At 70.1% G+C, this 22,907-nt stretch carries 17 protein-coding genes; 4 read left to right on the top strand and 13 right to left on the bottom strand.

Features of this window, described 5'->3' with window-relative positions; all coding sequences use genetic code 11:
* Positions 1-61 precede the first annotated feature (61 nt).
* The 4 genes from BKK81_RS05560 to BKK81_RS05575 are packed head-to-tail and all read right to left on the bottom strand — an operon-like array spanning position 62 to position 9,588.
* Positions 62-1,669, bottom strand: a complete 1,608-nt coding sequence (locus BKK81_RS05560; protein WP_083383953.1) for an efflux transporter outer membrane subunit — start codon at positions 1,667-1,669, stop codon at positions 62-64.
* On the bottom strand, positions 1,670-4,969 hold the full coding sequence (locus BKK81_RS05565) for an efflux RND transporter permease subunit (protein WP_071011252.1): 3,300 nt from the start codon (positions 4,967-4,969) through the stop codon (positions 1,670-1,672). It lies immediately after the preceding gene.
* Positions 4,966-8,127 (bottom strand): MdtB/MuxB family multidrug efflux RND transporter permease subunit, encoded by a 3,162-nt coding sequence (locus tag BKK81_RS05570; protein WP_071011253.1) that lies wholly within the window; start codon positions 8,125-8,127, stop codon positions 4,966-4,968. The genes BKK81_RS05565 and BKK81_RS05570 overlap by 4 nt, the downstream gene beginning before the upstream one ends.
* 9 nt (positions 8,128-8,136) lie before the next feature.
* A complete protein-coding gene (locus BKK81_RS05575; RefSeq protein ID WP_071011255.1) occupies positions 8,137-9,588 on the bottom strand; it encodes an MdtA/MuxA family multidrug efflux RND transporter periplasmic adaptor subunit in 1,452 nt (483 codons plus the stop codon).
* A 345-nt stretch (positions 9,589-9,933) separates the two neighbouring features.
* Here BKK81_RS05575 and BKK81_RS05580 point away from each other — a divergent pair, with 345 nt between their 5' ends.
* Both BKK81_RS05580 and BKK81_RS05585 read left to right on the top strand, forming a co-directional pair.
* Entirely contained in the window at positions 9,934-10,665 is a 732-nt protein-coding gene (locus tag BKK81_RS05580) for a response regulator (RefSeq protein ID WP_071011256.1), read from the top strand.
* Positions 10,662-11,945 carry an ATP-binding protein gene (locus BKK81_RS05585; protein WP_071011258.1) on the top strand — a complete coding sequence of 428 codons (1,284 nt, stop codon included), beginning with the start codon at positions 10,662-10,664 and terminating at the stop codon, positions 11,943-11,945. The genes BKK81_RS05580 and BKK81_RS05585 overlap by 4 nt, the downstream gene beginning before the upstream one ends.
* 156 nt (positions 11,946-12,101) lie before the next feature.
* On the opposite strand, the gene plsY is transcribed toward BKK81_RS05585, so the two are convergent.
* The 4 genes from plsY to BKK81_RS05605 all read right to left on the bottom strand — a co-directional run bounded on the left by plsY (position 12,102) and on the right by BKK81_RS05605 (position 15,978).
* A complete protein-coding gene (gene plsY, locus BKK81_RS05590; RefSeq protein ID WP_071011260.1) occupies positions 12,102-12,713 on the bottom strand; it encodes a glycerol-3-phosphate 1-O-acyltransferase PlsY in 612 nt (203 codons plus the stop codon).
* 164 nt (positions 12,714-12,877) lie between these two features.
* Positions 12,878-13,372: an aminoacyl-tRNA deacylase gene (locus BKK81_RS05595; protein ID WP_071011261.1), complete on the bottom strand. Its 495-nt coding sequence runs from the start codon at positions 13,370-13,372 to the stop codon at positions 12,878-12,880.
* A gap of 97 nt (positions 13,373-13,469) precedes the next feature.
* Entirely contained in the window at positions 13,470-14,492 is a 1,023-nt protein-coding gene (locus BKK81_RS05600) for a tripartite tricarboxylate transporter substrate-binding protein (RefSeq protein ID WP_083383954.1), read from the bottom strand.
* Positions 14,493-14,556: 64 nt separating this feature from the next.
* The gene (locus BKK81_RS05605; protein WP_071011263.1) at positions 14,557-15,978 is read right to left on the bottom strand and encodes an amidase; all 1,422 of its coding nucleotides are present in this window, start codon (positions 15,976-15,978) and stop codon (positions 14,557-14,559) included.
* Positions 15,979-16,265: 287 nt separating this feature from the next.
* On the opposite strand from BKK81_RS05605, the gene BKK81_RS05610 reads away from it, so the two are divergent.
* Positions 16,266-16,964, top strand: coding sequence for a GntR family transcriptional regulator (locus BKK81_RS05610; RefSeq protein WP_071011264.1), 699 nt, complete (start codon positions 16,266-16,268; stop codon positions 16,962-16,964).
* Here the strand turns inward: BKK81_RS05610 and xerD are convergent.
* The 4 genes from xerD to BKK81_RS05630 form a co-directional block, all read right to left on the bottom strand.
* The gene (xerD, locus tag BKK81_RS05615; RefSeq protein WP_071011266.1) at positions 16,961-17,905 is read right to left on the bottom strand and encodes a site-specific tyrosine recombinase XerD; all 945 of its coding nucleotides are present in this window, start codon (positions 17,903-17,905) and stop codon (positions 16,961-16,963) included. The two genes, BKK81_RS05610 and xerD, sit on opposite strands and share 4 nt — an antisense overlap.
* Positions 17,902-18,378, bottom strand: coding sequence for a methylated-DNA--[protein]-cysteine S-methyltransferase (locus tag BKK81_RS05620; RefSeq protein WP_071016096.1), 477 nt, complete (start codon positions 18,376-18,378; stop codon positions 17,902-17,904). Before BKK81_RS05620 ends, xerD begins: the two co-directional genes overlap by 4 nt.
* Positions 18,379-18,718: 340 nt before the next feature.
* Positions 18,719-19,690 (bottom strand): tripartite tricarboxylate transporter substrate binding protein BugE, encoded by a 972-nt coding sequence (locus BKK81_RS05625; protein WP_071011268.1) that lies wholly within the window; start codon positions 19,688-19,690, stop codon positions 18,719-18,721.
* 287 nt (positions 19,691-19,977) lie between these two features.
* Positions 19,978-20,598 carry a chalcone isomerase family protein gene (locus BKK81_RS05630; RefSeq protein ID WP_071011269.1) on the bottom strand — a complete coding sequence of 207 codons (621 nt, stop codon included), beginning with the start codon at positions 20,596-20,598 and terminating at the stop codon, positions 19,978-19,980.
* A 181-nt stretch (positions 20,599-20,779) separates the two neighbouring features.
* Between BKK81_RS05630 and BKK81_RS05635 the strand changes: the two genes are divergently transcribed.
* Complete coding sequence (locus BKK81_RS05635) at positions 20,780-21,673, top strand: AEC family transporter (protein WP_071011271.1); 894 nt, start codon at positions 20,780-20,782, stop codon at positions 21,671-21,673.
* Here the strand turns inward: BKK81_RS05635 and queG are convergent.
* On the bottom strand, positions 21,670-22,896 hold the full coding sequence (queG, locus tag BKK81_RS05640; protein ID WP_071011273.1) for a tRNA epoxyqueuosine(34) reductase QueG: 1,227 nt from the start codon (positions 22,894-22,896) through the stop codon (positions 21,670-21,672). The two genes, BKK81_RS05635 and queG, sit on opposite strands and share 4 nt — an antisense overlap.
* Between the last annotated feature and the right edge of the window lie 11 nt (positions 22,897-22,907).

Below are 22,907 nucleotides of genomic sequence, written 5' to 3' on the forward strand. Positions count from 1 at the left end.
GCTAGCAGCGGGCAGCGGGCAGCGGGCAGCGGGCAGCGGGCGCGGCCCCAGTGCCGCCTCGTTATTCCTTGGTCGTTGCCTGTGCCGTGCCCTGCGCCGCGGGCTGATCCGCGCGGGCCAGCGGCGTCCACGCCGGTGTGGCGGCAGCCGGCGCGGCGCCGGCTGGCAGGGCTCCGCCCGCCGGGGCGGGCGCCGCGCCTTCCACGTGCCAGCCGCCGCCCAGCGCGCGCATCAGCACCACGCTGGAGGTGAGCTGGCGCCCGTAGATGGTCAGCGCCGTCACCTCGGCGTTGTAGGCCGTGGTCTGCGCGGTCAGGACGTCGAGCAGCGCGGCGGTGCCGGCGCGATAGCGGTTGTTGACCAGCGACAGCGCCTCACGCGCCGAGCGCAGGGCGTCGTTCTGCACCGTCGCCTCCTGTGACAGCAGGCGCGTCGCGGCGAGGTTGTCCTCGACTTCCTGGAAGGCGGCCAGCACGGCCTGGCGGTAGTTGGCCACCGACTGGTCGTAGGCGGCCACCGCCTGGGCCTTGGCCGCGCTGCGCAGGCCGCCGTCGAACAGCGTGCCGGCCAGTGCCGGGCCGAGCGACCAGACGCGGTCGGGCAGCGACAGCCAGCGCGCCAGCGTGGCCGCCGACAGGCCGCCCGAGGCTGACAGCGTCAGGGTGGGATAGAAGGCGGCCTGCGCCACGCCGATCTGCGCGTTGGCGGCGGCCATCTGGCGCTCGGCGGCGCCGATGTCGGGGCGGCGCTCGAGCAGGGCGGACGGCAGCGCCAGCGGCACATGCGGCACCCGCGCGGTGAAGTCGCGCGGGGGCAGCGAGAACGAGGCGGGCGGCTTGCCGGTCAGCATGGCGATGGCATGCTCGTACTGCGCACGCGTGATCTGGATGTCGATCTGCAGGGCCTGGGCGCTCTTGAGCTGGGTTTGGGACTGCAGCACGTCGGAGCGCTGGGCGGTGCCGGCCGCATACTGGTTCTGCACGAGCTGCAGCGAGCGCGCGTAGTCGGCCACGGTGTGGTCGAGCAGCGCCTTCTGCTGGTCGGTGATGCGCAGCAGGAAGTAGGTCTGCGCCAGCGTGGCCTGGGTCGACAGCAGGGTCGAGGCCAGCGTCGAGGCGCTCGCCTGCGCGCTGGCTTCGCTGCTCTCCACCTGGCGCCGCACCTTGCCCCACAGGTCGGGCTCCCAGCTCGCCGTCAACGCGGCGCTCTGGCTGTTGGCGATGCGCGTCGCGTTGCCGCTGATGCCGCCGTTGCCGCTGCTGCTGCGGCTGGCGTTGGCGGAGGCGCCCACGGTGGGGAAGTAGCCCGCGCGCGACGATTGCAGCAAGGCCTGCGCCTGGCGGTACTGCGCCTCGGCCGCCTTGATGTTCTGGTTGGAGATCTGCACCTGCGCCATCAGCCGGTCGAGGTCGGAGTCGCCGAAGATGGACCACCAGCGGCCGCGCTCGCTGGCATCCTGCGGGTCGGCCGGCTTCCACTCACCCCATTGCGACGTGTCCGCCGCCGCCGCGCTGCCGGCGCCGCCGGCCTCCTTGAAGGCGGGGGCGATCGGCGCGTCGGGCCGGCGATAGTCGGGACCGACCGCGCAGCCGGCCAGGAACAGGGCGCAGGCCAGGGCCAGCGGGGCGTGGCGTCGGAAGGGGCGGAGGGAGGCGTTCATGTATCGCATTCAGGATTCGAGTCCGGCGGGACGCGCGCCGGGGCCGGCACGGCGGCGGCGCCAGGCCAGCACCTTGAGGCGCAGGCGGTCGAGCGTCAGGTAGACGACCGGCGTGGTGTACAGCGTCAGCAGCTGGCTCATCACCAGGCCACCGACGATGGAGATGCCGAGCGGCGCGCGCAGCTCGGCACCGTCGCCGTGGCCCAGCGCCAGCGGCACCGCGCCCAGCAGCGCGGCCATGGTGGTCATCAGGATGGGGCGGAAGCGCAGCAGGCAGGCACGGTAGATCGCCTCCTGCGGCGACAGGCCTTCGCGGCGCTCGGCGTCGATGGCGAAGTCGATCATCATGATCGCGTTCTTCTTGACGATGCCGATCAGCAGGATCACGCCGATCAGCGCGATGATGGTGAAGTCCGTGCCCGTGGCCAGCAGCGCCAGCAGCGCGCCGACCCCGGCCGACGGCAGCGTCGACAGGATGGTCAGCGGGTGCACGTAGCTCTCGTACAGCATGCCGAGCACGATGTAGATCGTGATCAGCGCCGCCAGGATCAGCAGCGGCTGGCTGCTGAGCGAGTCCTGGAAGGCGCGTGCGCTGCCCTGGAAGCTGGCGCGCAGCGTCTCCGGCGCGCCGATGCGCGCCATCGCCTGCTGCACCGCCTCGGTGGCCTGCGACAGCGAGAAGCCCTCGGCCAGGTTGAACGAGATGGTGGAGGCGGCGAACTGGCCCTGGTGGTTGACACCCAGCGGGGTGCTGGTCGGCAGCACCCGCGCGAAGGCCGCCAGCGGCACGCGCTTGCCGCCGCCCGTGACCACGTAGACGTCCTTGAGCGCCTGCGGGCTCTGCAGGTACTCCTGGCTCAGCTCCATCACCACCCGGTACTGGTTCAGCGGGTTGTAGATGGTGGCCACCTGGCGCTGGCCGAAGGCGTCGTTGAGGACGGCATCGACCTGCTGCGTGGTGACGCCCAGCTTGGAGGCGGTGTCGCGGTCGATGATGACCGAGGTCTGCAGGCCCTTGTCGTTGGTGTCGGTGTCGACGTCCTCGATGCCCTTGATATTGGAGAGCGCCGCGCGCACCTTGGGCTCCCAGTCGCGCAGCATCTGCAGGTCGTCAGACTGCAGGGTGAACTGGTACTGCGAGCTGCTCTGGCGCCCGCCGATGCGGATGTCCTGCACCGACTGCAGGAACAGGCTGGCGCCCGGCTCCTTGGCCAGCTTGCCGCGCAGCCGCGCGATCACCTGGTCGGCGCTTTCCTTGCGCTCGGACAAGGGCTTGAGCGTGACGAACATCTGCCCGGTGTTGCGCTGCGAGCCGCCGGTGAAGCCGGTCACGTTGACCACCGCCGGATCGGACTGGACGATGTGGATGAAGTTGTCCAGCTTGATGCGCATGGCCTGGAACGAGGTGGCCTGGTCGGCGCGGATGAAGCCGATCAGGCGCCCGGTGTCCTGCTGCGGGAAGAAGCCCTTGGGCACCGCGGTGTAGAGATAGACGTTCAATCCCACCGTGGCCAGCAGGATCAGCCACACCAGCTTGCTGTGGCGCAGCGCGAGGTCCAGGGAGCGGGCATAGCCTCTGTGCATCCAGTCGAAGGCCCGCTCGCTGGCCTGGAAGAAGCGGCCCTGCTTCTCCGGCTCGGCGCTCTTGAGCAGGCGCGCGCACATCATCGGCGTGGTCGTCAGCGAGATCACCAGCGAGACCAGGATGGCCACCGACAGCGTGATGGCGAATTCCTGGAACAGGCGGCCGACGATGCCGCCCATCATCAGCAGCGGGATGAACACGGCGATCAGCGACAGGCTCATCGACAGCACGGTGAAGCCGACCTCGCGCGCGCCGCGCAGCGCGGCGGCCATCGGCTTCATGCCCGCCTCGATGTGGCGCGAGATGTTCTCCAGCACCACGATGGCATCGTCCACCACGAAGCCGGTGGCGATGGTCAGGGCCATCAGCGACAGGTTGTTCAGGCTGAAGCCGGCCAGGTACATCACGGTGAAGGTGCCGATCAGCGAGACCGGCACCGCCACGCTGGGGATCAGCGTGGCGCGCACATTGCGCAGGAACAGGAAGACCACCATGATGACCAGCGCCACCGAGATCATCAGCGTGTGCTCGACCTCGCGCAGCGAGGCACGGATGGTGGGGGTGCGGTCCATCATCACGTCCATCTGGATGGCCGCGGGGATCATCTTCTGCAGCTGCGGCAGCACGGCGGTGACGCGGTCGACCGTCTCGATGATGTTGGCGCCCGGCGAGCGGTTGAGCACCAGCAGCACCGAGGGCTTGCCATTGGCCGAGCCAGCGTTGCGGATGTCCTCCACCGAGTCGACGATGGTCGCCACGTCGGACAGCCGCACCGGCACCGAGAAGGATCTGGGGCCCTTGCCCGCGGCGTTGCCGCCGGTGGCCCCGCTGCTGATGGTGCTGGTGCCGCTGCTGGTGGTGATGGTGGTGATGGTGACGCCGTTGACCGTCTTGGTGCTGACGCCGCCGCCTGCGGTGGCGTTGGCGGTGCTGGCGATCAGCGCGCCGGCCGAGGTTGACGAGTAGGTGCCCGGCGTGGCGTAGCGGATGATCAGCGGTGCGTACTCGGCCGCCGTGCGGGCCTGGTCGTTGGCGTAGACCTGCCAGTTCCTGGCGGCGCTCTCGACCGTGCCGAGCGGGCGGTTGGCGTTGGTGGCGCTGATGGTGTTGCGCACGTCTTCCAGCGCGATGCCGTACTTGTTCAGCGCGTGCGGGTTCAGCTCCACGCGCACCGCCGGCAGCGAGGCGCCGCCCACCGTGACCTGGCCGACGCCCTCGATCTGTGACAGCTTCTGCGCCAGGATGGTGGACGCGGCGTCGTAGAGCTGCCCCCGCGTCATGGTCGGCGAGGTCAGGCCGATGATCATGATCGGCGCGTCGGCCGGATTGACCTTGCGGTAGGTCGGGTTGCTCGGCAGGCTGGTGGGCAGCGTGCCGCGCGCGGCATTGATGGCGGCCTGCACGTCGCGCGCGGCACCGTCGATGTCGCGCGACAGGTCGAACTGCAGCGTCACGCGGGTCGAGCCGAGCGAGCTCGACGAGGTGATCTCGTTGACGCCGGCGATGGCGCCGAGCGCGCGCTCCAGCGGCGTGGCCACGGTCGCGGCCATGGTTTCGGGGCTGGCGCCCGGCAGCGAGGCCGATACCGAGATGGTGGGGAAGTCCACCTGCGGCAGCGGCGACACCGGCAGCATGCGCAGCGCCGCCAGGCCCGCCAGCAGGATGCCCAGCGTCAGCAGCGCCGTGGCGACCGGGCGGCGGATGAACGGAGCGGACAGGTTCATCGCGGCTCCGCCGGTTCGGGCACGCCGCCGCCCCAGCCACCGTCACCCTCGTCGTCCGGGTTGCCCGGATCGCCGATGTGGCGGCGGCGCCAGGCCGCCAGGCGCGCGGCGATGCGGTCGAAGGCCAGGTAGATGACCGGCGTGGTGAACAGCGTCAGCACCTGGCTGACCAGCAGGCCGCCCACCATGGTGATGCCCAGCGGCCGGCGCAGCTCCGAGCCGATGCCGGTGCCCAGCATCAGCGGCACCGCCGCCAGCAGCGCCGCCATGGTCGTCATCAGGATGGGGCGGAAGCGCAGCAGGCAGGCCTGGAAGATGGCATCGCGCGGCTTCATGCCGCCTTCGCGCTCGGCTTCGAGCGCGAAGTCGATCATCATGATGGCGTTCTTCTTGACGATGCCGATCAGCAGGATGATGCCGATGATGGCGATGATGCCGAGGTCCTGGCCCGACACCAGCAGCGCCAGCAGCGCGCCGACCCCGGCCGAGGGCAGCGTCGACAGGATGGTGACCGGGTGGATGGTGCTTTCGTACAGCACGCCGAGCACGATGTACATGGTCACCACCGCCGCCAGGATCAGCCACAGCGTGTTCGACAGCGAGGCGCGGAAAGCCAGCGCGGCGCCCTGGAAGTCGGTCTGCATCGAGATCGGCAGGCCGATCTCCTGCTCCACCTTGCTGATCTTGTCCACTGCCGCGCCCAGCGAGGCGCCCGGCGCGAGGTTGAACGAGATGGTGGAGGAGGGGAACTGGCCCTGGTGGTTGATCGCCAGCGGGCCGGTGCGTTCGCTGATGCGCGCCACCGAGCCGAGCGGCACCTGGCCGCCCGAGGAGGAGGGCAGGCGCAGCTCGGACAGCGATTGCGGGCCGGTGCGGAACTCGGGCATGGTCTCCAGCACCACGCGGTACTGGTTGGACTGCGTGAAGATGGTGGACACCAGGCGCTGGCCGTAGGCGCTGTACAGCGCGCTGTCGATCACCGCGGTGGTGATGCCGAAGCGCGCGGCGGCGTCGCGGTCGATCTCCACGTAGGCGCGCATGCCGTTGTTCTGCAGGTCGCTGGCGACATCGCGCATCTCCGGCTCCTGCTTGAGCCGCTCGACCAGCCGCGGTACCCAGGTGGCCAGGTTGGCGGGGTCGGGATCCTGCACCGTGAACTGGTACTGCGTGCGTGCCACGCGGTCCTCGATGGTCAGGTCCTGCACCGGCTGCAGGTACAGCGAGATGCCGCCCAGCTTCTCGACCGAGGCCTGCAGGCGGCGCGCGATGTCCTCGATGTTGTCGCTGCGCTGGTCCTTGGGCTTCAGGTTGATCAGCATGCGGCCGGCATTCAGCGTGGCGTTGGTGCCGTCCACGCCGATGAAGGACGACAGGCTCTCCACTGCCGGGTCCTGCAGCACCACCTTGGCTACTGCTTCCTGCTTCTGCGCCATGGCCGGGAACGAGGTGCTCTGCGAAGCTTCGGTGATGGCCTGGATCACGCCGGTGTCCTGCACCGGGAAGAAGCCCTTGGGCACCGCCAGGTACAGCAGCACGGTCAGCACGAGGGTGCCGATGGCCACCAGCAGCGTGCTCTTCTGGCGGTCCAGCACCCACTCGAGCGCGCGGCCGTAGCTGGCGATCACGTTGTCGAAGAAGCGGCCGGTGGCGCGGTGGAAGCGCGACAGCTCTTCTTCCGGCACGTGGTACAGCAGGCGCGCGCACATCATCGGCGTCAACGTCAGCGATACCACCGCCGAGATCAGGATCGACACCGCCAGCGTGATGGCGAATTCGCGGAACAGGCGGCCGACCACGTCGCCCATGAACAGCAGCGGGATCAGCACGGCCACCAGCGAGAAGGTCAGCGAGATGATGGTGAAGCCGATCTGCCTGGAGCCCTTGAGGGCCGCCGCCATCGGTTTCTCGCCCTCCTCGATGTAGCGCATGATGTTCTCGATCATCACGATCGCATCGTCCACCACGAAGCCGGTGGCGATGGTCAGCGCCATCAGTGTCAGGTTATTGATCGAGAAGCCGGCCAGGTACATCACGCCGAAGGTGCCGACCAGCGACAGCGGCACGGCCACGCCCGGGATGATGGTGGCCGGCACGTTGCGCAGGAAGACGAAGATCACCATCACCACCAGCGCCACCGCCAGCAGCAGTTCGAATTCCACGTCGCGCACCGAGGCGCGGATGGTGGTGGTGCGGTCGGTCAGCAGTTGCACGTGCACTGCCGCCGGCAGGGACTTCTGCAGCTGCGGCAGCAGCGTCTTGATGCGGTCCACCACCTCGATGACGTTGGCGCCGGGCTGGCGCTGGATGTTCATGATGATGGCAGGCTTGTCGTTGGACCAGGCCGCCAGGCGGGTATTCTCGGCGCCGTCGACGATGTTGGCGACGTCGGTGATGCGGATCGGCGCGCCGTTCTGGTAGCCGACGATGATCTGCTTGTATTCGTCGGCCGATTTGAGCTGGTCGTTGGCGTCGATGGTGGAGGCCCGCGCAGGGCCGTCGAAGCTGCCCTTGGAGCCGTTGACGTTGGCGCTGCCGATGGCCGTGCGCAGGTCGTCGATCGACATGCCGAGCGAGGCCAGCGCGGTCGGGTTGGCCTGCACGCGCACCGCCGGGCGCTGGCCGCCGCTGAGCGTGACCAGGCCGACGCCCTGCACCTGCGAGATCTTCTGCGCCACGCGCGTGTCGACCATGTCCTGCAGCTTGGGCAGCGGCAGGGTGTCGGAGGTGATGCCCAGCGTCAGGATCGGCGCGTCGGCCGGGTTGACCTTGCTGTAGACCGGCGGCATCGGCAGGTCGGCCGGCAGCAGGTTGCCGCCGGCGTTGATGGCCGCCTGCACCTCCTGCTCGGCCACGTCGAGCGACAGCGTCAGCTCGAACTGCAGCGTGATCACCGAGGCGCCGCCCGAGGAGGTCGACGACATCTGCTTGAGGCCCGGCATCTGGCCGAACTGGCGCTCCAGCGGAGCCGTGATCGACGAGGTCATCACGTCGGGGCTGGCACCGGGGTAGAGCGTGGTGACCTGGATGGTCGGGTAGTCCACCTCGGGCAGCGCCGACAGCGGCAGCAGCTTGAAGGCCACCAGGCCGGACAGCAGGATGGCGAGCATCAGCAGCGCGGTGGCCACCGGTCGCTCGATGAACAGGCGTGACGGGTTCATGCGCGGTCCTTACTGTCGGGCCGGCGCCGCGCCGCCGTGCGGGGCGGCTGCCGCGGCGGATGCACCGGAGGCCCCGTCGCCGCCGCGGCGGCGCTCGGCGCCGGCGGCGCTGGCACCGCCCGCGCTGGCGCCGCTGGCGCCCTCGCGGCGATGGCGCCGCCCGCGCGGCTGGCTGGCCGGCACCAGCTCGGCGGCGCGCGCCGCCGGGTCGACCGTCTCCACCGTCATGCCGTCCTTGAGCCGGTCGGCGCCGTCGACCACCACGCGCTGGCCCGGCTGCAGGCCCTTGGAGACCGAGACGTGATTGTCGTCGCCCGGGCCCAGCGTGACCGGCTGCGACTTGACCTGGCTGTTGCCGTCCACCACGTAGACGAAGGTGCCCTGCTGGCCGCGCTGCACGGCGGCCACCGGGATCACGGTAGCGTCTTGCAAGGTGTCGACGCGCGTGCGCACGTTGACGAACTGGTTGGGGAACAGCATGCCGTCGGCATTGGGGAAGATGGCCTTGAGCTTGACCGTGCCGGTGGTGGTGTCGATCTGGTTGTCGGTGGTCAGCAGTTCGCCCTCGGCCAGCTTGTTGCGGGCCTGGCGGTCGAAGGCCACCACCGGCAGCTTCTCGCCGGCGTTCAGGCGCCGCAGCACGGTCGGCAGGTTGTCCTCTGGAATGGTGTAGAGCACGGCGATCGGCGCGACCTGGGTGATCAGCGCGATGCCGTTGGTGTCGCTGGGGCTGACGATATTGCCGGGATCGACCTGGCGCAGGCCGATGCGGCCCGATACCGGCGCCAGGATGCGCGTGTAGCCGAGTTGCAGGCGGGCACTGTCCACATTGCCCTGGTCGGTCTTGACCGTGCCCTCGTACTGGCGCACCAGCGCGTCCTGGGTGTCGGCCTGCTGCTTCGAGACCGAATCCTGGGCCAGCAGGGTGCGGTAACGCTGCTGGTCCAGGCGCGCGTTGTCGAGCAGCGCGCGGTCGCGCGCCAGCGTGCCCACGGCCTGGTCGAGCGTGGCCTGGAAGGGGCGCGGGTCGATCTCGGCCAGCACGTCGCCGGCCTTGACCATCTGTCCTTCCTTGAACAGGACGCGCAGCATCGGGCCCGAGACCTGGACATGGACGGTCACGTTGGCCACCGGTGTGACGTTGCCCAGGCCGTTCAGCACCACCGGCATGTCGCGCTGCAGCACGCGGCTGACCACCACCGGAGAGCGCGGCATACCGCCCGGGCCCCCCGGGCCGCCGGGACCACTGCGGCCGCCCGGCGCGCCGCGCCCCGCCGGGGCCGAGGCGCCGGCGGCGGCATCGGCGCTCTGGCCGGCACGGTGCTTGGCCCAGTACCAGCCGCCTGCCGCCAGCGCGGCCAGCACCACGACGGCGATCAGCTTGCGGCGGGGCGAGCGCGCGCGCTGCCCGGTGGCTGCCGGAGGCGGATTGAGCGACGGGTCTTGTTCAGGTTGAGCCATGTCTGGGATCCAGGGGGCGACGCGCTGGGCGCATCGGCACGGGTTCGAAGAAGGAGGAAGCGGCAGTATGCCGTAACGCAATGGCAGACCGGCCGGACGGACGGTCCGGCCCATGGGGTCTGCGCGCATGTGCCGCATCGACGCTTCGCGGTTGGGGTCGGAAGGGGCCGGGTGTCAGGCGCGGCCGGGCGGCATCGGATATAGCGCTAGCATAATGTGCGGACCCGGGCGCATGTATTTCGAACTCTGAGGCAAATATTACAGACGATTACGCACAGCCCGGGGGTGTAATGTGCGGAAACAAAAGCAACATCCCGTGCCGAGCAGTCTGATTATCATGTGCCTATGCGAGCCACCCAGCCTACCCAGATCCTGGTCGTCGACGACGATCCCGAACTGCGCGACCTGCTGCGCGAATACCTGAGCCAGCAAGGATTCGCCGTATCCGTGCTGCACGATGGAGACGGGCTTGCGGCCCGGCTCGAGCGCGAGCGGCCCGCGCTGATCGTGCTCGACCTGATGATGCCGAAGACCGACGGCCTCACCGCGCTGCGCAACCTGCGCGCCAAGAACGACGACATCCCGGTGATCCTGCTGACCGCGCGCAGCGACGAGATCGATCGCATCGTCGGGCTGGAGATCGGTGCCGACGATTATCTCGGCAAGCCGTTCTCCCCGCGCGAACTGCTGGCCCGCATCAACGCGGTGCTGCGCCGCAAGCTGCCGCGGCCCGCGGCGGCGCCGGAGGACCGCGAATCGATCGGCTTCGGCCCCTTCCGCGTCAATTTCCGCCAGCGCTCGCTGGCGCGCGGCAGCGAGGACGTGGCGATCAGCGACACCGAGTTCGCGCTGTTGAAGCTGCTGCTGATGCATCCGCTCGAAGTGATGTCGCGTGAACGCATCGTCGAGTCGATGTACGGCACCGCCAGCGGCATCAGCGACCGTGGCATCGACGTGCAGATCTGGCGGCTGCGCCGCCTGCTCGACGAGGATGCCCAGCGCCCGCGCTATATCCAGACGGTGCGCGGGCGCGGCTATACCTTTGTTCCGGACGAGGCCGATCCCGGCACGCAATGAAGTTACGCATCGACACGCTTTTCGGCCGCATGGCGCTGCTGATCGCCGCCGTGCTGGTGATCAGCCATTTCTCCTGGCTGGCCATCCTGCGCATGGATCGGCGCCAGCAGCAGGTGGACTATTCGGTCGAACAGATGCTGTTCCAGCTCAACAGCATCGAGCACGCCCTGGACGCCAGGCCGCCGCTGCCGCTGCCCAGCCTGGTCGAGGTGGCCGGCTCGGCCAGCGCGGCCGAGCATGCCACCGCCCCCAAGGGCGGGCGCTCGCGCCGGCTGGTCGAACAGTTCTCGCGCCGCCTGCCGGCCGGAACCCAGTTGCGCGTCGAGGAGGAGAGCACGCCGCGCCTGTGGATCAAGCTGCCGACACGGCACGAGTGGATCGCCATGCCGATGCTGTGGGTGGTCAATCCGCCGCCCGACAACCGGCTGGTGCCGGGTGTGATCCTGGTGGTGGGCGTGGCCATGGTGTTCGCCCTGCTGGTCGCCTGGCAGATCCAGCGGCCGGTGCGCGACATGGCCGGGGCCGCCGAGCGCCTGGCGCGCCAGCAGGGCGGGGTCCAGCCGCTGCGCGAGCGCGGGCCGCACGAACTGCGCCAGCTGATCCAGCGCTTCAACCAGATGGTGTCCGACCTGGCGCGCATCGACCAGGAGCGCAATACCATGCTGGCGGGCATCGCCCATGACCTCAAGACGCCGCTGGCGCGCCTGCGCCTGCGCGCGGAAATGCTGTCCGATCCGAAGGCGGCGGCCGGCGTCACGCGCGACGTGGAGTCGATGTCGGCCATCGTCGAACAATTTCTCACCTTCGCGCAGAGCGGCGAGCCGGCGGCGCGCCCGGTGCCGGTGGACAAGCGCATGACCGAGCTGGCCGCCTCGCTGTCCGAGCAGGACCGCCCGGTGGAACTGGCACTGGCGGCCGGCGAAGGCTTCCGCCTGATCGCCACCCAGCTCGACCGCATCGTCGGCAACCTCGTCGACAACGCCTATGCCTACGGCCTGCCGCCAGTGCGCATCGCCACCCAGCGGCAGGCCGACGGCTGGCACCTGATCGTCGAAGACAGCGGGCCGGGCATCCCGACCGACGCCGTCGAGCGCGTCACCCTGCCCTTCGTGCGCCTCGATCCCGCGCGCGGCGGCAATGCCCACTCGGGGCTCGGCCTCGCCATCGTCGACCGGCTGGTGCGGCAATCCGGCGGCAAGCTGGCCTTGCGCAACCGGCCCGAAGGCGGGCTGATGGTGGAGATGGTGTTTCCGTTCGCGCCGGTGGCGCAGGCGGCCTGAGGCGTAGGGGAGGGGGCTGGCTGGGGCTGGCCGCCAGCGGCTTCGACCGGCGCAGTGAGGTGTCTCTCGCGTAGGTTCGCGCCCCTCTCCCGCAAGCGGGAGAGGGGCCGGGGGAGAGGGCAGGCGCCCGCAGTCCGCCGGCGCCTTCCCCCCCGATCACTGCGCCTTCTTCTTCTCCCCGATGCGGCTTTCCTTGCCCGCCAGCAGCTTGGCGATGTTCTGCCGGTGCCGCACGATCAGCAGCACGGCGATCAGCAGCACGGCGCCGGCCGTGACGTCGGTGCCGAACATCAGCACATAGAAGAAGGGCGCGAACACCGCCGCGATCAGCGCGGCCAGCGAGGAGTAGCGGAAGAAGAAGGCGATCAGCAGCCAGGTCGCCAGCGTGCCAGCGCCCAGCAGCGGATGGATGGCGAACAGGATGCCGGCCGCGGTGGCCACGCCCTTGCCGCCGGCGAAACGGAAGAAGACGGGGAACAGGTGGCCGAGGAAGACCGCGCCCGCGACCAGCGCGACGCCGGTCTCGTCGACGCCGTAGGCGGGGCCGAACTTCTGCGCCAGCCAGACCGCGACCCAGCCCTTGAGGGCGTCGCCCAGCAGCGTCAGCACGGCGGCCTTCTTGCTGCCCGAGCGCAGCACATTGGTGGCGCCGGGATTGCCGGAGCCGTAGGTATGCGGGTCCGGCAGGCCCATCGCCTTGCTGACGACGACGGCAAAGGAAATCGAACCGATCAGGTAGGCGGCGAGGGCGAAGAGCAGGTTGGCCATGTGGGGAGTCTGTGCTGAAGCTGGGCGCGATTGTAGCGCGGCGGGAAGCACGGCAAGGCCGGCGCGGTCTTGGTGACTTCCCTTAGCCGCGTTTCAGCCGCGCTCCAACCGCGCTCCAACCGCGTTTCCTCCGGGCGAAACGGGGGTGCTGCGGCCGGCCGTGCTCAGCCGTCCAGCAGCGCGCACTGCACAGGCGTCGCGCCCAGCAGGCCGGTCAGCGCGGCCGGGGCCAGGCTGACCAGGTAGCCGCGCTTGCCGCCGTTGATGTAGATGCGTTCGAGCTCGAGCACGCTGGCTTCCACGTAGACCGGCATGCGCTTGCGCGTGCCGAAGGGCGAGGTGCCGCCCACCAGGTAGCCGCTGTGGCGCTGCGCCACCTCGGGCTTGCATGGCTGCACGCTCTTGCAGCCGATCTGCCGCGCCAGGTTCTTGGTGGAGACCGAGCAGTCGCCGTGCATCAGCACCACCAGCGGCTGCGCGCGCTCGTCCTCCATGATCAGGGTTTTGACCACATCGTGCTCGGGTACGCCGAGCTGGCGCGCGGACTCGCCGGTGCCGCCGTGGTCGACGTAGTCGTAGACGTGCTCGCCGAAGGCGATGCGGTGCTGGCGCAGCATCTGCGTGGCCGGCGTTTCGGAAACGTGCTTGTTCTTGCTCATGGTGCGGTGGGCTGCCCGATCGCGAGAAGGATACACGAGGCGGGCCCGGTGCTCGCGGCCGGTGCTCGCGGCCGGCGATCGTCGGCCGCCCGCCGCCTCAGTCCTCGGCGACGAAGCCGGTGGCCTCGACGATGGGCTTCCAGGCGGCGCGCTCCGCCTTGATGCGGCGCTGTGCTTCGCTGCCCGGCTTGGCATCCACCTCCAGGCCCAGGGCTTCCAGCTTGGCGGCCGTGGTGGCGTTGCCGGACGCCGCCACGAACATCTTGCCGACGCTGGCGACCACCTCCGGCGGCGTGCCGGCCGGAAGGAAGGCGCCGTACCAGCTGGTGGCGAACTCGAACTGGTCGAAGCCCTGCTCCTTCAGCGTGGGCACCTCGGGCAAGGCCTTGGCGCGCCGCGTGCCGCTGACGCCGAGGAACCGCAGCTTGCCGCCCTTGTACAGCTGCATCATGCTCGCCACCGCGTCCCAGCCGATGGAGACATTGCCGCCCACCACGTCGACCAGCATCGGCGAGGCGCCGCGGTAGGCCACCGGCGTGATCTGCGTCCCTGTCGCCTTGCCGAGCGCCACCGCGCCCAGGTGGCCGGCGCTGCCGATGGTCGCCAGGCCAAGGCTGGCCTTGGACGGGTTCTGCCTGGCCCAGGCCAGGTATTCCTTCATGTTCCGGTATGGCTGGTGCACGCCGGCGGCGACCACGGTCGGCACCTCGGTAAGCAGGGCGGCCGGCACCAGGTCCTTGTCCGCGTCGTAGGAGAGCTTGCGGTAGGTCAGCGGGAAGATGGTGAACAGCGGCGAGGGGCCGATGAAGACCGTCTTGCCGTCCGGCCTGGCGCGCTTGACGTAGTCCAGCGCCAGCCGCGCCGAGGCGCCGGGGCGGTTCTCGACGATGACCGTGCCGTGGCCGTCCTGGCGCAGTTGCTCGGCATAGATGCGGGCCAGGCTGTCGGCGGCGCCGCCCGGCGCATAGCCGACGATGATGCGCATGGGCGTGTCGTCCTCGGCCGCGGCCGGGCGCGGCAGGGTGGCGACGGCGGCCGCGCAGGCGGACAGGGCCACGGCGTGGAGCAGGAATCGGCGACGGATGGGGCGACGGATGGGGCGACGGATGGCGGTCTTCATGATGGAGGCGGGGGCGGGCGCTGTGCGGTTGGGCGGAAAGGAGAGGGTGCGGCGGCAGCAGCGTTCAGCCGGGCCAGCGCGCCAGCAGGTCGTGGGTCGATTCGAACAGGGCGGCGGCGCGCAGCAGCATCGCGTCCTGGCGGAAGCGGCCGACCAGCTGCAGGCCGACCGGCAGGCCGTCGTCGCCGAAGCCGCAGGGCAGGCTGATGGCGGGGTGGCCGGTCATGTTGAAGGGCATGGTCCAGGGGAACCAGTGCGCGCGCACGTTCTCCAGCGACTGCCCGTCGATATCGATGGTGCCGAACAGGTCCTGGTCGAGCGGCAGCGCGGTGCGCGTCAGCGTGGGCATGGCCAGCAGGTCGGCGCGCTGCAGCAGGGCCTGCACGCGCAGGAACAGGGCCGAGCGCTCGAACATGGCCTGCTGGTATTGCACGCCGCTGAAGGCCGCCGCCGATTCGATCTGGCGCTTGAAGGTGTCGCTGAGCTGGTCGCCGTGGGCCGCCACGATGGGGGCGAAGCGCGTACGCCAGACCGTGTGGTTGATGGCGCGCCAGATCGGCTCGACGTCGAAGCCCGCACCGGAGAACGGCTCCAGCTCGGCGCCGAGCGTCTCCAGGCGGTGCAGGCTGGCCTCGAAGGCGCGTGCCACATCGGCCGCCACCGGGCGTCCGGGCGGCGCCAGGCAGTACAGCACGCGGCGGCCGCGCAGGTCGCCGCGCGCCTGCGCGGCCTCGAGATAGTCGGGCTTGGGCACGCCGATCGACCAGGGATCGCACTCGTGCTCGCCAGCCATGACCTGCATCATCAGGCCGGTGTCGGCCACGGTGCGGGTGGTCGGCGTGACATAGGTCTGGTTGCCGAACAGGTCCTGGGCCTGGCTGTGCGGGATCACGCCCTGGCTTTGCTTGATGCCGACCACGCCGTTGCAGGCGGCCGGGATGCGCGTCGAGCCGCCGCCGTCGGTGGCGACCGCCAGCGGCGCGATGCCGCTCGCCACCGCCACCGCGGCACCGCCGCTGGAGCCGCCGCAGGTGCGCGCGGCGCTCCAGGCGTTGCGGGTGCGGCCGAACAGCGGCGAATCGGTCAGGCACTTGGAGCCGAACTCGGGCGTGGTGGTCTTGCCGATCAGGATAGCGCCCTGCGCGCGCAGGCGCGCCACCGAGACCGCGTCCTGCGCCGGCACATTGTGCTGGTGAGGCAGCGCGCCGAAGGTGGTGCGCACCCCCTGCGTGTTGACGATGTCCTTGACGGTGAAGGGAATGCCGTGCAGCAGCCCCGTCGCCCGGCCCGCCATCTGCGCCTGCTCGGCGGCGCGCGCGGCCTCCATGGCCTGCTCGGCGCACAAGGTGATGAAGCAGTTCAGTTCGGGCTGGAGCCGGGCGGCTCGCGCCAGCACGGCTTCGGTCAGCTCCACCGGCGACAGTTCGCGGCGCGCGATGCGCTCGCGCAGCACGGTGGCGGGCAAGAGGCAGGGATCCTCGTGCATCGAGGCAGTCTCCGACGGCGAGGGCGTCCGGCCGGGCGGCTCGCTGGGCACCGCGCTCCCGCCATCCCCTCTTGTTTGTGTATCGCGTTTCTGTATTCTGGATCCAGAATACAGGATTCCGACCTATAGTAGACGCGCGGGCGGCCCTTGTAAACTGTGCGGATCGGCGTCGCCCGCCCGGTCCTGTCCGGTGCCGGATCGCCGGCGCGGACACAGTGGCACGGCGCAATGGCGCAATGGCAGCAGGGGCACGGCGACAGAGACAAGAAGACGAGGCGAGGGGGAAGATGGACGAAACGTTCGCGTGGCAGAACCGGGTGCGTCTGGTGGAGGAGGTGGCGCAGGTCCTGCGGGAGCGTATCTACCGGGGCGACTATCCGCCCGGCAAGCCACTGCGGCAGGTGGAGATCTCGGCAGACCTGAAGATCAGCCGCACGCCGCTGCGCGAGGCGCTGCGGCTGCTGGAGCGCGAAGGCCTGGTCAGCGCCGAGACGGCGCGCGGCGTCAACGTCGTCAACGCCGACTTCAAGCAGCTGATGGATGCCTACGCCCTGCGCGAGATGGTGGACGGGCTGGCCGCCCGGCTCGCCGCGCAGCGCCTTGGTGAGCGTGCCGGCGCTGCCCTGCGCGCCATCGTCGCGCGCCAGCGCGAGGCCCTGGCGCCGTGGCAGCCGCAGGTGTACACCGCGGCCAATGTGGACTTCCACGCCACCATCATCGAGCTGGCCGACAATGCCTACCTGTCACGTCAGCTGCCGATCGTCCATATGACCTCGCAGGTGTTCGCGCCGCGCGTGCTGTTCGAGGCAGACCGCGCGCGCACGGCGATCGACGAGCACCTGCGCATCGTCGAGTCGATCGAGCAGGGCGACGGCGAGGCGGCCGAGGCACTGGCGCGCGCGCACATCCGCAATTCGATGGCGCGCCTGCGCGCCCTGGGTGCCGGCGGCGAGGACTGGGTCCATCCATCCAAGAACCAGGACTAACCGCGCGGGTGATGGTGCCGGTGCAGTTCGCGCAGCCGCTCGCGCGCGACGTGGGTATAGATCTGCGTGGTGGAGATGTCGGCGTGGCCCAGCAGCAGCTGTACCACGCGCAGGTCGGCGCCATGGTTCAGCAGGTGGGTGGCGAAGGCATGGCGCAGCGTGTGCGGCGACAGCGGCGCATGGATGCCGGCCTCGCGCGCATGGCGCTTGATCAGGTGCCAGAAGGCCTGGCGTGTCATGCCCTCGCCGCGCTGCGTGACGAACAGCGCGTCGCAGGCGCGCCCGGCCAGCAGCGCCGGCCGGGCTTCGGCCAGGTAGCGGCGCAGCCAGTCGCCGGCCTGCAGGCCGAAGGGCACCAGGCGTTCCTTGCCGCCCTTGCCGCCCACCACGCGCGCCACGCCCTCGTTCAGGCCGATCTCCACCGTGCGCATCTGCGTCAGCTCGGACACGCGCAGGCCGCTGGCGTACATCAGCTCCAGCATGGTGCGGTCGCGCAGGCCGAGCGGCGCGGCGGTGTCGGGTGCGTCCAGCAGCGCCTCGACCTGGGCTTCGCTGAGCGTCTTGGGAAAGCGCGGCGGCTGCTTGGCCGGGCGCAGCAGCAGGCAGGGATCGGCCGCGATCAGGTGTTCGCGCAGGGCCCAGCGGAAGAAGCGCTTGAACACCGTCAGCCGCCGGTTGGCCGACGATGCCAGCGTGTCGTGGTGGCGCGCGGCGAAATAGGCCCCGAGCGCCGTATCGTCGACGCCGGTCAGTTCGCCGCCGCCGCTATGGCGCAGCCAGCGCGCCAGCAGGGTCAGGTCGCGGCGGTAGGCATCGATGGTATTGCGCGACAGCCCGTCCTCGAGCCACAGCGCGTCGCAGAAGCGCTCGATCAGCGCGGTGTCGGCGGGGGCCGGCTCCGCCGCGGCCAGCGCCTCGCCCAGGTCCTGCGGATGGTTCATAGCAGCAGCACGCCTTCGTGGCGCAGCAGCCAGTGCTTGACGTCCAGCAGGTAGCCCGAGCTGTGGTGGGCGAAGCCGCCCAGCCCCTGCTGGCTGACCACGCGATGGCAGGGAATCACCAGCGGCAGCGGGTTGTCGCCGCAGGCCTGGCCAACCGCGCGCGGCATGCTGTCGAGCTGTCGGGCGATCGTGCCGTAGGTGGTGGTGGCGCCGCGCGGCACCGCGCGGATGGCCTCCCACACACGCTGGCGGAAACCGGTGCCGGCCAGGGCCAGCGGCAGGTCGAAGGGGGCGTCGGGGTCGGCGTAGTAGGCCTCGAGCTGCGCGGCCAGCCGGCACACCAGCGCGTCCGCGCTCGCCTTGACGGGCGTATCCGGCGGCAGGTAGGCGATCTCGCGGATGCCGGCGGCGTCCGCGCGCACGCCCACCCTGCCGAAGGGGGCCGGCAGGATGGCGTCGAAGCGGGCAGGAATCAGGGATGGCATGCGGGCATTCTAGTCCACTGCATCAGGTGAAGGGCAGCCCCGCTCGACAGCGCCGCGGGCCGCATGCAGCGCCGCAAGGGCTCGCCATCGCCGTGCCATGGCGGCGCTTTGCACCTGGCCTGCGACCTGCACTGCCGCGCGGGTACGTTCTTGGGGGGCGCTTTCGCTCTCCCTGACGCAATGGACCAGAGCGTTCCGCGCTGCCGGCGAACGCCAATGAAAAAAGCCCCCTGCCAAGGGGGCTTCAAAAGGGCCTTGGAGCCTGCAGCCTGGCGGCGCCGAGGCACCGCCAGGCACGGCTAGGGGAGGGCTCTCCCTGCCGGCCCGCTTACTGCTCCAGCTTGATGTTCTGCACCTTGACCAGGTTCTTCATCTTCTCGAATTCCTTCTTGATCTCGGCCGCGTGCTGCGCCGGCGTGTTGCCGGACGGCTCGGCGCCGGCGGCGCGCAGGCGTTCCTGGAAGCCCTTGTCCTGCAGCGCCTTGACGGCGGCGTCATGCAGCTTGGCGATGACTTCGTCGGGCGTGCCGGCCGGTGCCACCAGGCCGTACCAGGCCGGATCGTTCGGCTCCTTCAGGCCGACTTCGGCGAAGGTCGGCACATCGGGCATGGTGTCGATGCGCTTGTTCCAGGCCACCACGATCGGGCGCAGCTTGCCGGCCTTGATGAAGGGCATGGAGGAGGGCAGGTTGTCCATCATGATGGGCACCTGGCCGGCGATCACGTCGTTCAGGGCCGGGCCGGCGCCGCGGTAGGGCACGTGCACGATGAAGGTCTTGGTCGCAACCTTGAACTGCTCGCCGAGCATATGGCCGAAGCCGCAGGTGCCGGACGAGGCGTAGGAATACTTGCCCGGATTGGCCTTCAGCACGGCCAGGAATTCCTTGTAGCTCTTGGCCGGGAAGTTCGGGTTGACGGCGATCACGTTGGCCACGTTGGCCAGGTTGGTGATGGGCTTGAAGTCCTTGATCGGGTCGAACGGCAGGCGCGGGTTGCAGGCGGGGTTGACCGCCATGGTCGACACGGTCGAGATGCCGATGGTGTAGCCGTCCGGCGCCGCCTTGGCGATCGCGTCGGCGCCGATCGAGCCGCCGCCGCCGGCGCGGTTCTCGACCACCACCGGCTGGCCCAGGATGCGGCTCATCTGGTCGGCCGCGCCGCGGCCGACGATGTCGGTGGTGCCGCCGGGTGCGAACGGGATGATGAGGCGGATCGGCTTGCTGGGGTAGCTCTGCGCCTGCGCGAAGGAAGCGCTGGCGGCCAGCGCCAGGGCCAGTGCGATGTTGCTGTGCTTGTGCATGAGATCGTGTCTCCCGTCTGAGGTCCGGGCCAGGGTCGGGCCCGGGGTGTGAAAACCGGCGTGCCGCGTGCGCAGGTGGCGGGTGGCGCGCCGGACCTTTGTCATGCGCCGTTCGGTGCCGCGGAGCTGAGGTCCTGAATCACAAATTCGTGGACTCAGTCAGCCGACAAGCCACGCGATGCGTCGTCACGAATGCTCGCAAGGCTCCAGCCTTGCTGCGTTTCGTTCCTGGCCTCGCGCGTCTTCCCGACAGACTTAGTGCTTCCACGAATTCAAGACTCAGGACACTAGCCACCGAGCAGGCCGCGCTTGAGTTCGCGGTCGACCGGGTTGTTGCCCAGGTAGGTGCGCAGCACCGCCTGGTAGAAATCCTCGCCCGGGATCGGCCGGCCGCGCGGCGTGCCGTTGATGGCCACCACCATGCCGGTGTCCGGGGTGAAATCGATATCGATCACATCGCCCTTGTGGGCCGTGCCGATCAGGTTCATGGTGAGGCCGAACTGTGTCAGCCGGTCATGGATCTGCTGGCGCTGCGATTCGCTCAGGTTGATGCGCAGCCCCTTGTCGAGCGCCTTGATGAAGGTGTCGGGCTCGACTTCGCGCAGCGGGCGGATCTGCAGGCGCTTGGGCCCGCTGCCGCCCAGCACCATGGTGGCGTTGCGGACCTTCTCGGGCAGGTAGAGCGCGGCGACATAGCCCTTGTCGAGGAAGCCCGCGCGCAGGCCGGCACCATTGAGCTGCAGTGTCCTGCCGCCGACCCGGGCGGCGTCGTCCAGGCGCAGCCCCGCGATCATGCCGGCGCTTGCGCCGCTTGCCGCCAGGCACAGCAGCGCGGCCGCCGCGCATCGCGCGGCAAGCTGGCGGCGGCTGGCGCGCAGCGGCTTGGGAAGGGTGCTACCGGACGGCATTGCGGCAAGAAAGGTACGGCAAAGTGTGTCATGCTGCCGGAAATCTGGAACAATACCTATCCGTATCTGCCCTAGGGCGCACATTTCAGCAAGTGGCGTGCGCTCATCAGCCAAGGCCCGCCCCCCGGACCACAGCGGCCGCACACGGCCCGACCAGAACAATAAAGACAAGAAGGCCGACATGTCCTCCGCCTTGCTGCTGTTGCCCGACTTCAGCCTGATCCTGATCGGATGGCTGCTGGTGCGCTATACCTCGTTCGACCGCGTGTTCTGGTCCGGCGTCGAGCGCCTGGTCTATTTCGTGCTGTTCCCGGCGCTTCTGCTGCAATCGACCAACAGTGCCCAGCTGGATTTCTCCTCCACCTCGGCCATGCTCGGCCTGGGGCTGCTGGTGATGGGTTTCGGCATGGCGGCCGGCTACGCGGTCAGGTGGGTGCTGCGCCCGGACCCGGTCGCCTTCGCCTCCGGCCTGCAGACCGCCTTCCGTTTCAATTCCTACATCGGCCTGGCCCTGGCTGCGCGCCTGGGCGGCGGCACCGGCCTGGCCATGATGGCCCTGCTGGTGGGCTTCACCGTGCCGCTGGCCAATGTGGTGGCGGTGTGGGCGCTGGCGCGCCATGGCGAATCGCGGCTGCTCGCCGAACTGGCGCGCAACCCGCTGATCCTGGCTACCGCGGCGGGGCTGGGCACCAACCTGCTGGGGCTGCACGCGCCGGAGGTGCTGGCGACCACCTTGAACCGGCTCGGCTCGGCCTCGACCGCGCTAGGCCTGATCACCGTCGGCGCGGGCCTGCAGCTGCGCGCCGCGAGCGGCTCGGTGGGCGCCATGACCTGGTGGACCGTGGTGAAGCTGGTCGCCATGCCCGCGTTTGCCTGGCTGGTCGGCCGCCACTTGCCGCTGACCCCGCTGCAACTGCAGATGGTGGTGCTGTACGCCTCGCTGCCGACCGCCTCGAGCTGCTACATCCTGGCAGTGCGCATGGGCGGCAACGGCCCGATGGTGGCGGCCACCATCTCGGCGATGACGGTCGGTGCAATCGTCACGATGCCGTTCTGGATGGCCTTGCTGGTCTAGTTGCCGCCGGGCCCGGCGGCCGCTGCGCGGTCCTGCGCCAGGGCCCAGTCGATGTGCTCGCGCACCAGCGGGCTGGCGCTGTCCCGGCGCGCCGCCAGGGCGGCGCGCAGGCGCGCGGCGAGGGCGGCATCGCCGCCTTCGGCCGCGCTCGCCGCGCGCAGGCTGTTGCCCAGTCCCACCGCCAGGTTGCGCAGCCAGCGCTCGTGGCCGATGCGGCGGATCGGGCTGCCCTCCAGCCGCTGGTTGAATTCCGCCTCGCTCCAGCCGAACAGTTCGGCCATGTCCGGGGCGTCGAAGCCGTTGCGCACATCGAAATCGGGCAGCGTGGCGCGCCGCGCGAACTTGTTCCAGGGGCAGGCCAGCTGGCAGTCGTCGCAGCCGTAGACGCGGTTGCCCATCGGCGCGCGCAGCGCCTCGGGGATCGCGCCCTTGTGCTCGATGGTCAGGTAGGAGATGCAGCGGCGCGCGTCGAGCCGGTAGGGTGCCAGGATGGCCTGGGTCGGGCAGATGTCCAGGCAGCGCCGGCACTGGCCGCAGTGACCGGGTTCCGGCGGGTCGGCCGGCAGCGCGATGTCGACCAGGATCTCGCCGAGGAAGAACATCGAACCGGCGGCGCGGTCGAGCAGCAGCGTATGCTTGCCGCGCCAGCCGAGCCCGCCGTTGCCGGCCAGCGCGACCTCCATCACCGGCGCCGAGTCGGTGAAGACGCGGTAGCCGAACGGCCCGATGGCCGCCTCGATGCGGCTGGCCAGCGCCTGCAGGCGGCTGCGCAGCACCTTGTGGTAGTCGCGTCCGCGCGCATACAGGGAAATCACCGCGGTGGCCGGGTCGTCCAGCCGCGCCAGCTCGCTGCGGCGCCAGCCGTCGCCGGTGCCGGCCGGCAGGTAGGGCATGCGGGCCACGATGGCGCGCACCGTGCCGGGCACCAGTTCGGCCGGCCGCGCGCGCCTGGTGCCGTGGTTCGCCATATAATCCATGTCGCCGTGAAAGCCCTGCGCCAGCCATTCCAGCAGCCCGGCTTCGGCATGGCTGAGGTCGACGTCGGCGATGCGCACCGCATCGAAGCCCAGCTCGGCACCCCAGCCGCGGATGGACTGGGCGAGCGCCGCCAGCCCGGCGGCGGCGGGCACGGTTGCGGTGCCGTGGCCGTCACCGGTCCCGGCCGGCGCGCCGGCGGCGCGTGAAGAGGAGGCGGCTGGCGCTTCTGCGACTCGGTCGATCATCCCTGAATTGT

The organism is Cupriavidus sp. USMAHM13 (genome assembly GCF_001854285.1).
In the GTDB taxonomy this organism is placed as follows: domain Bacteria; phylum Pseudomonadota; class Gammaproteobacteria; order Burkholderiales; family Burkholderiaceae; genus Cupriavidus; species Cupriavidus malaysiensis.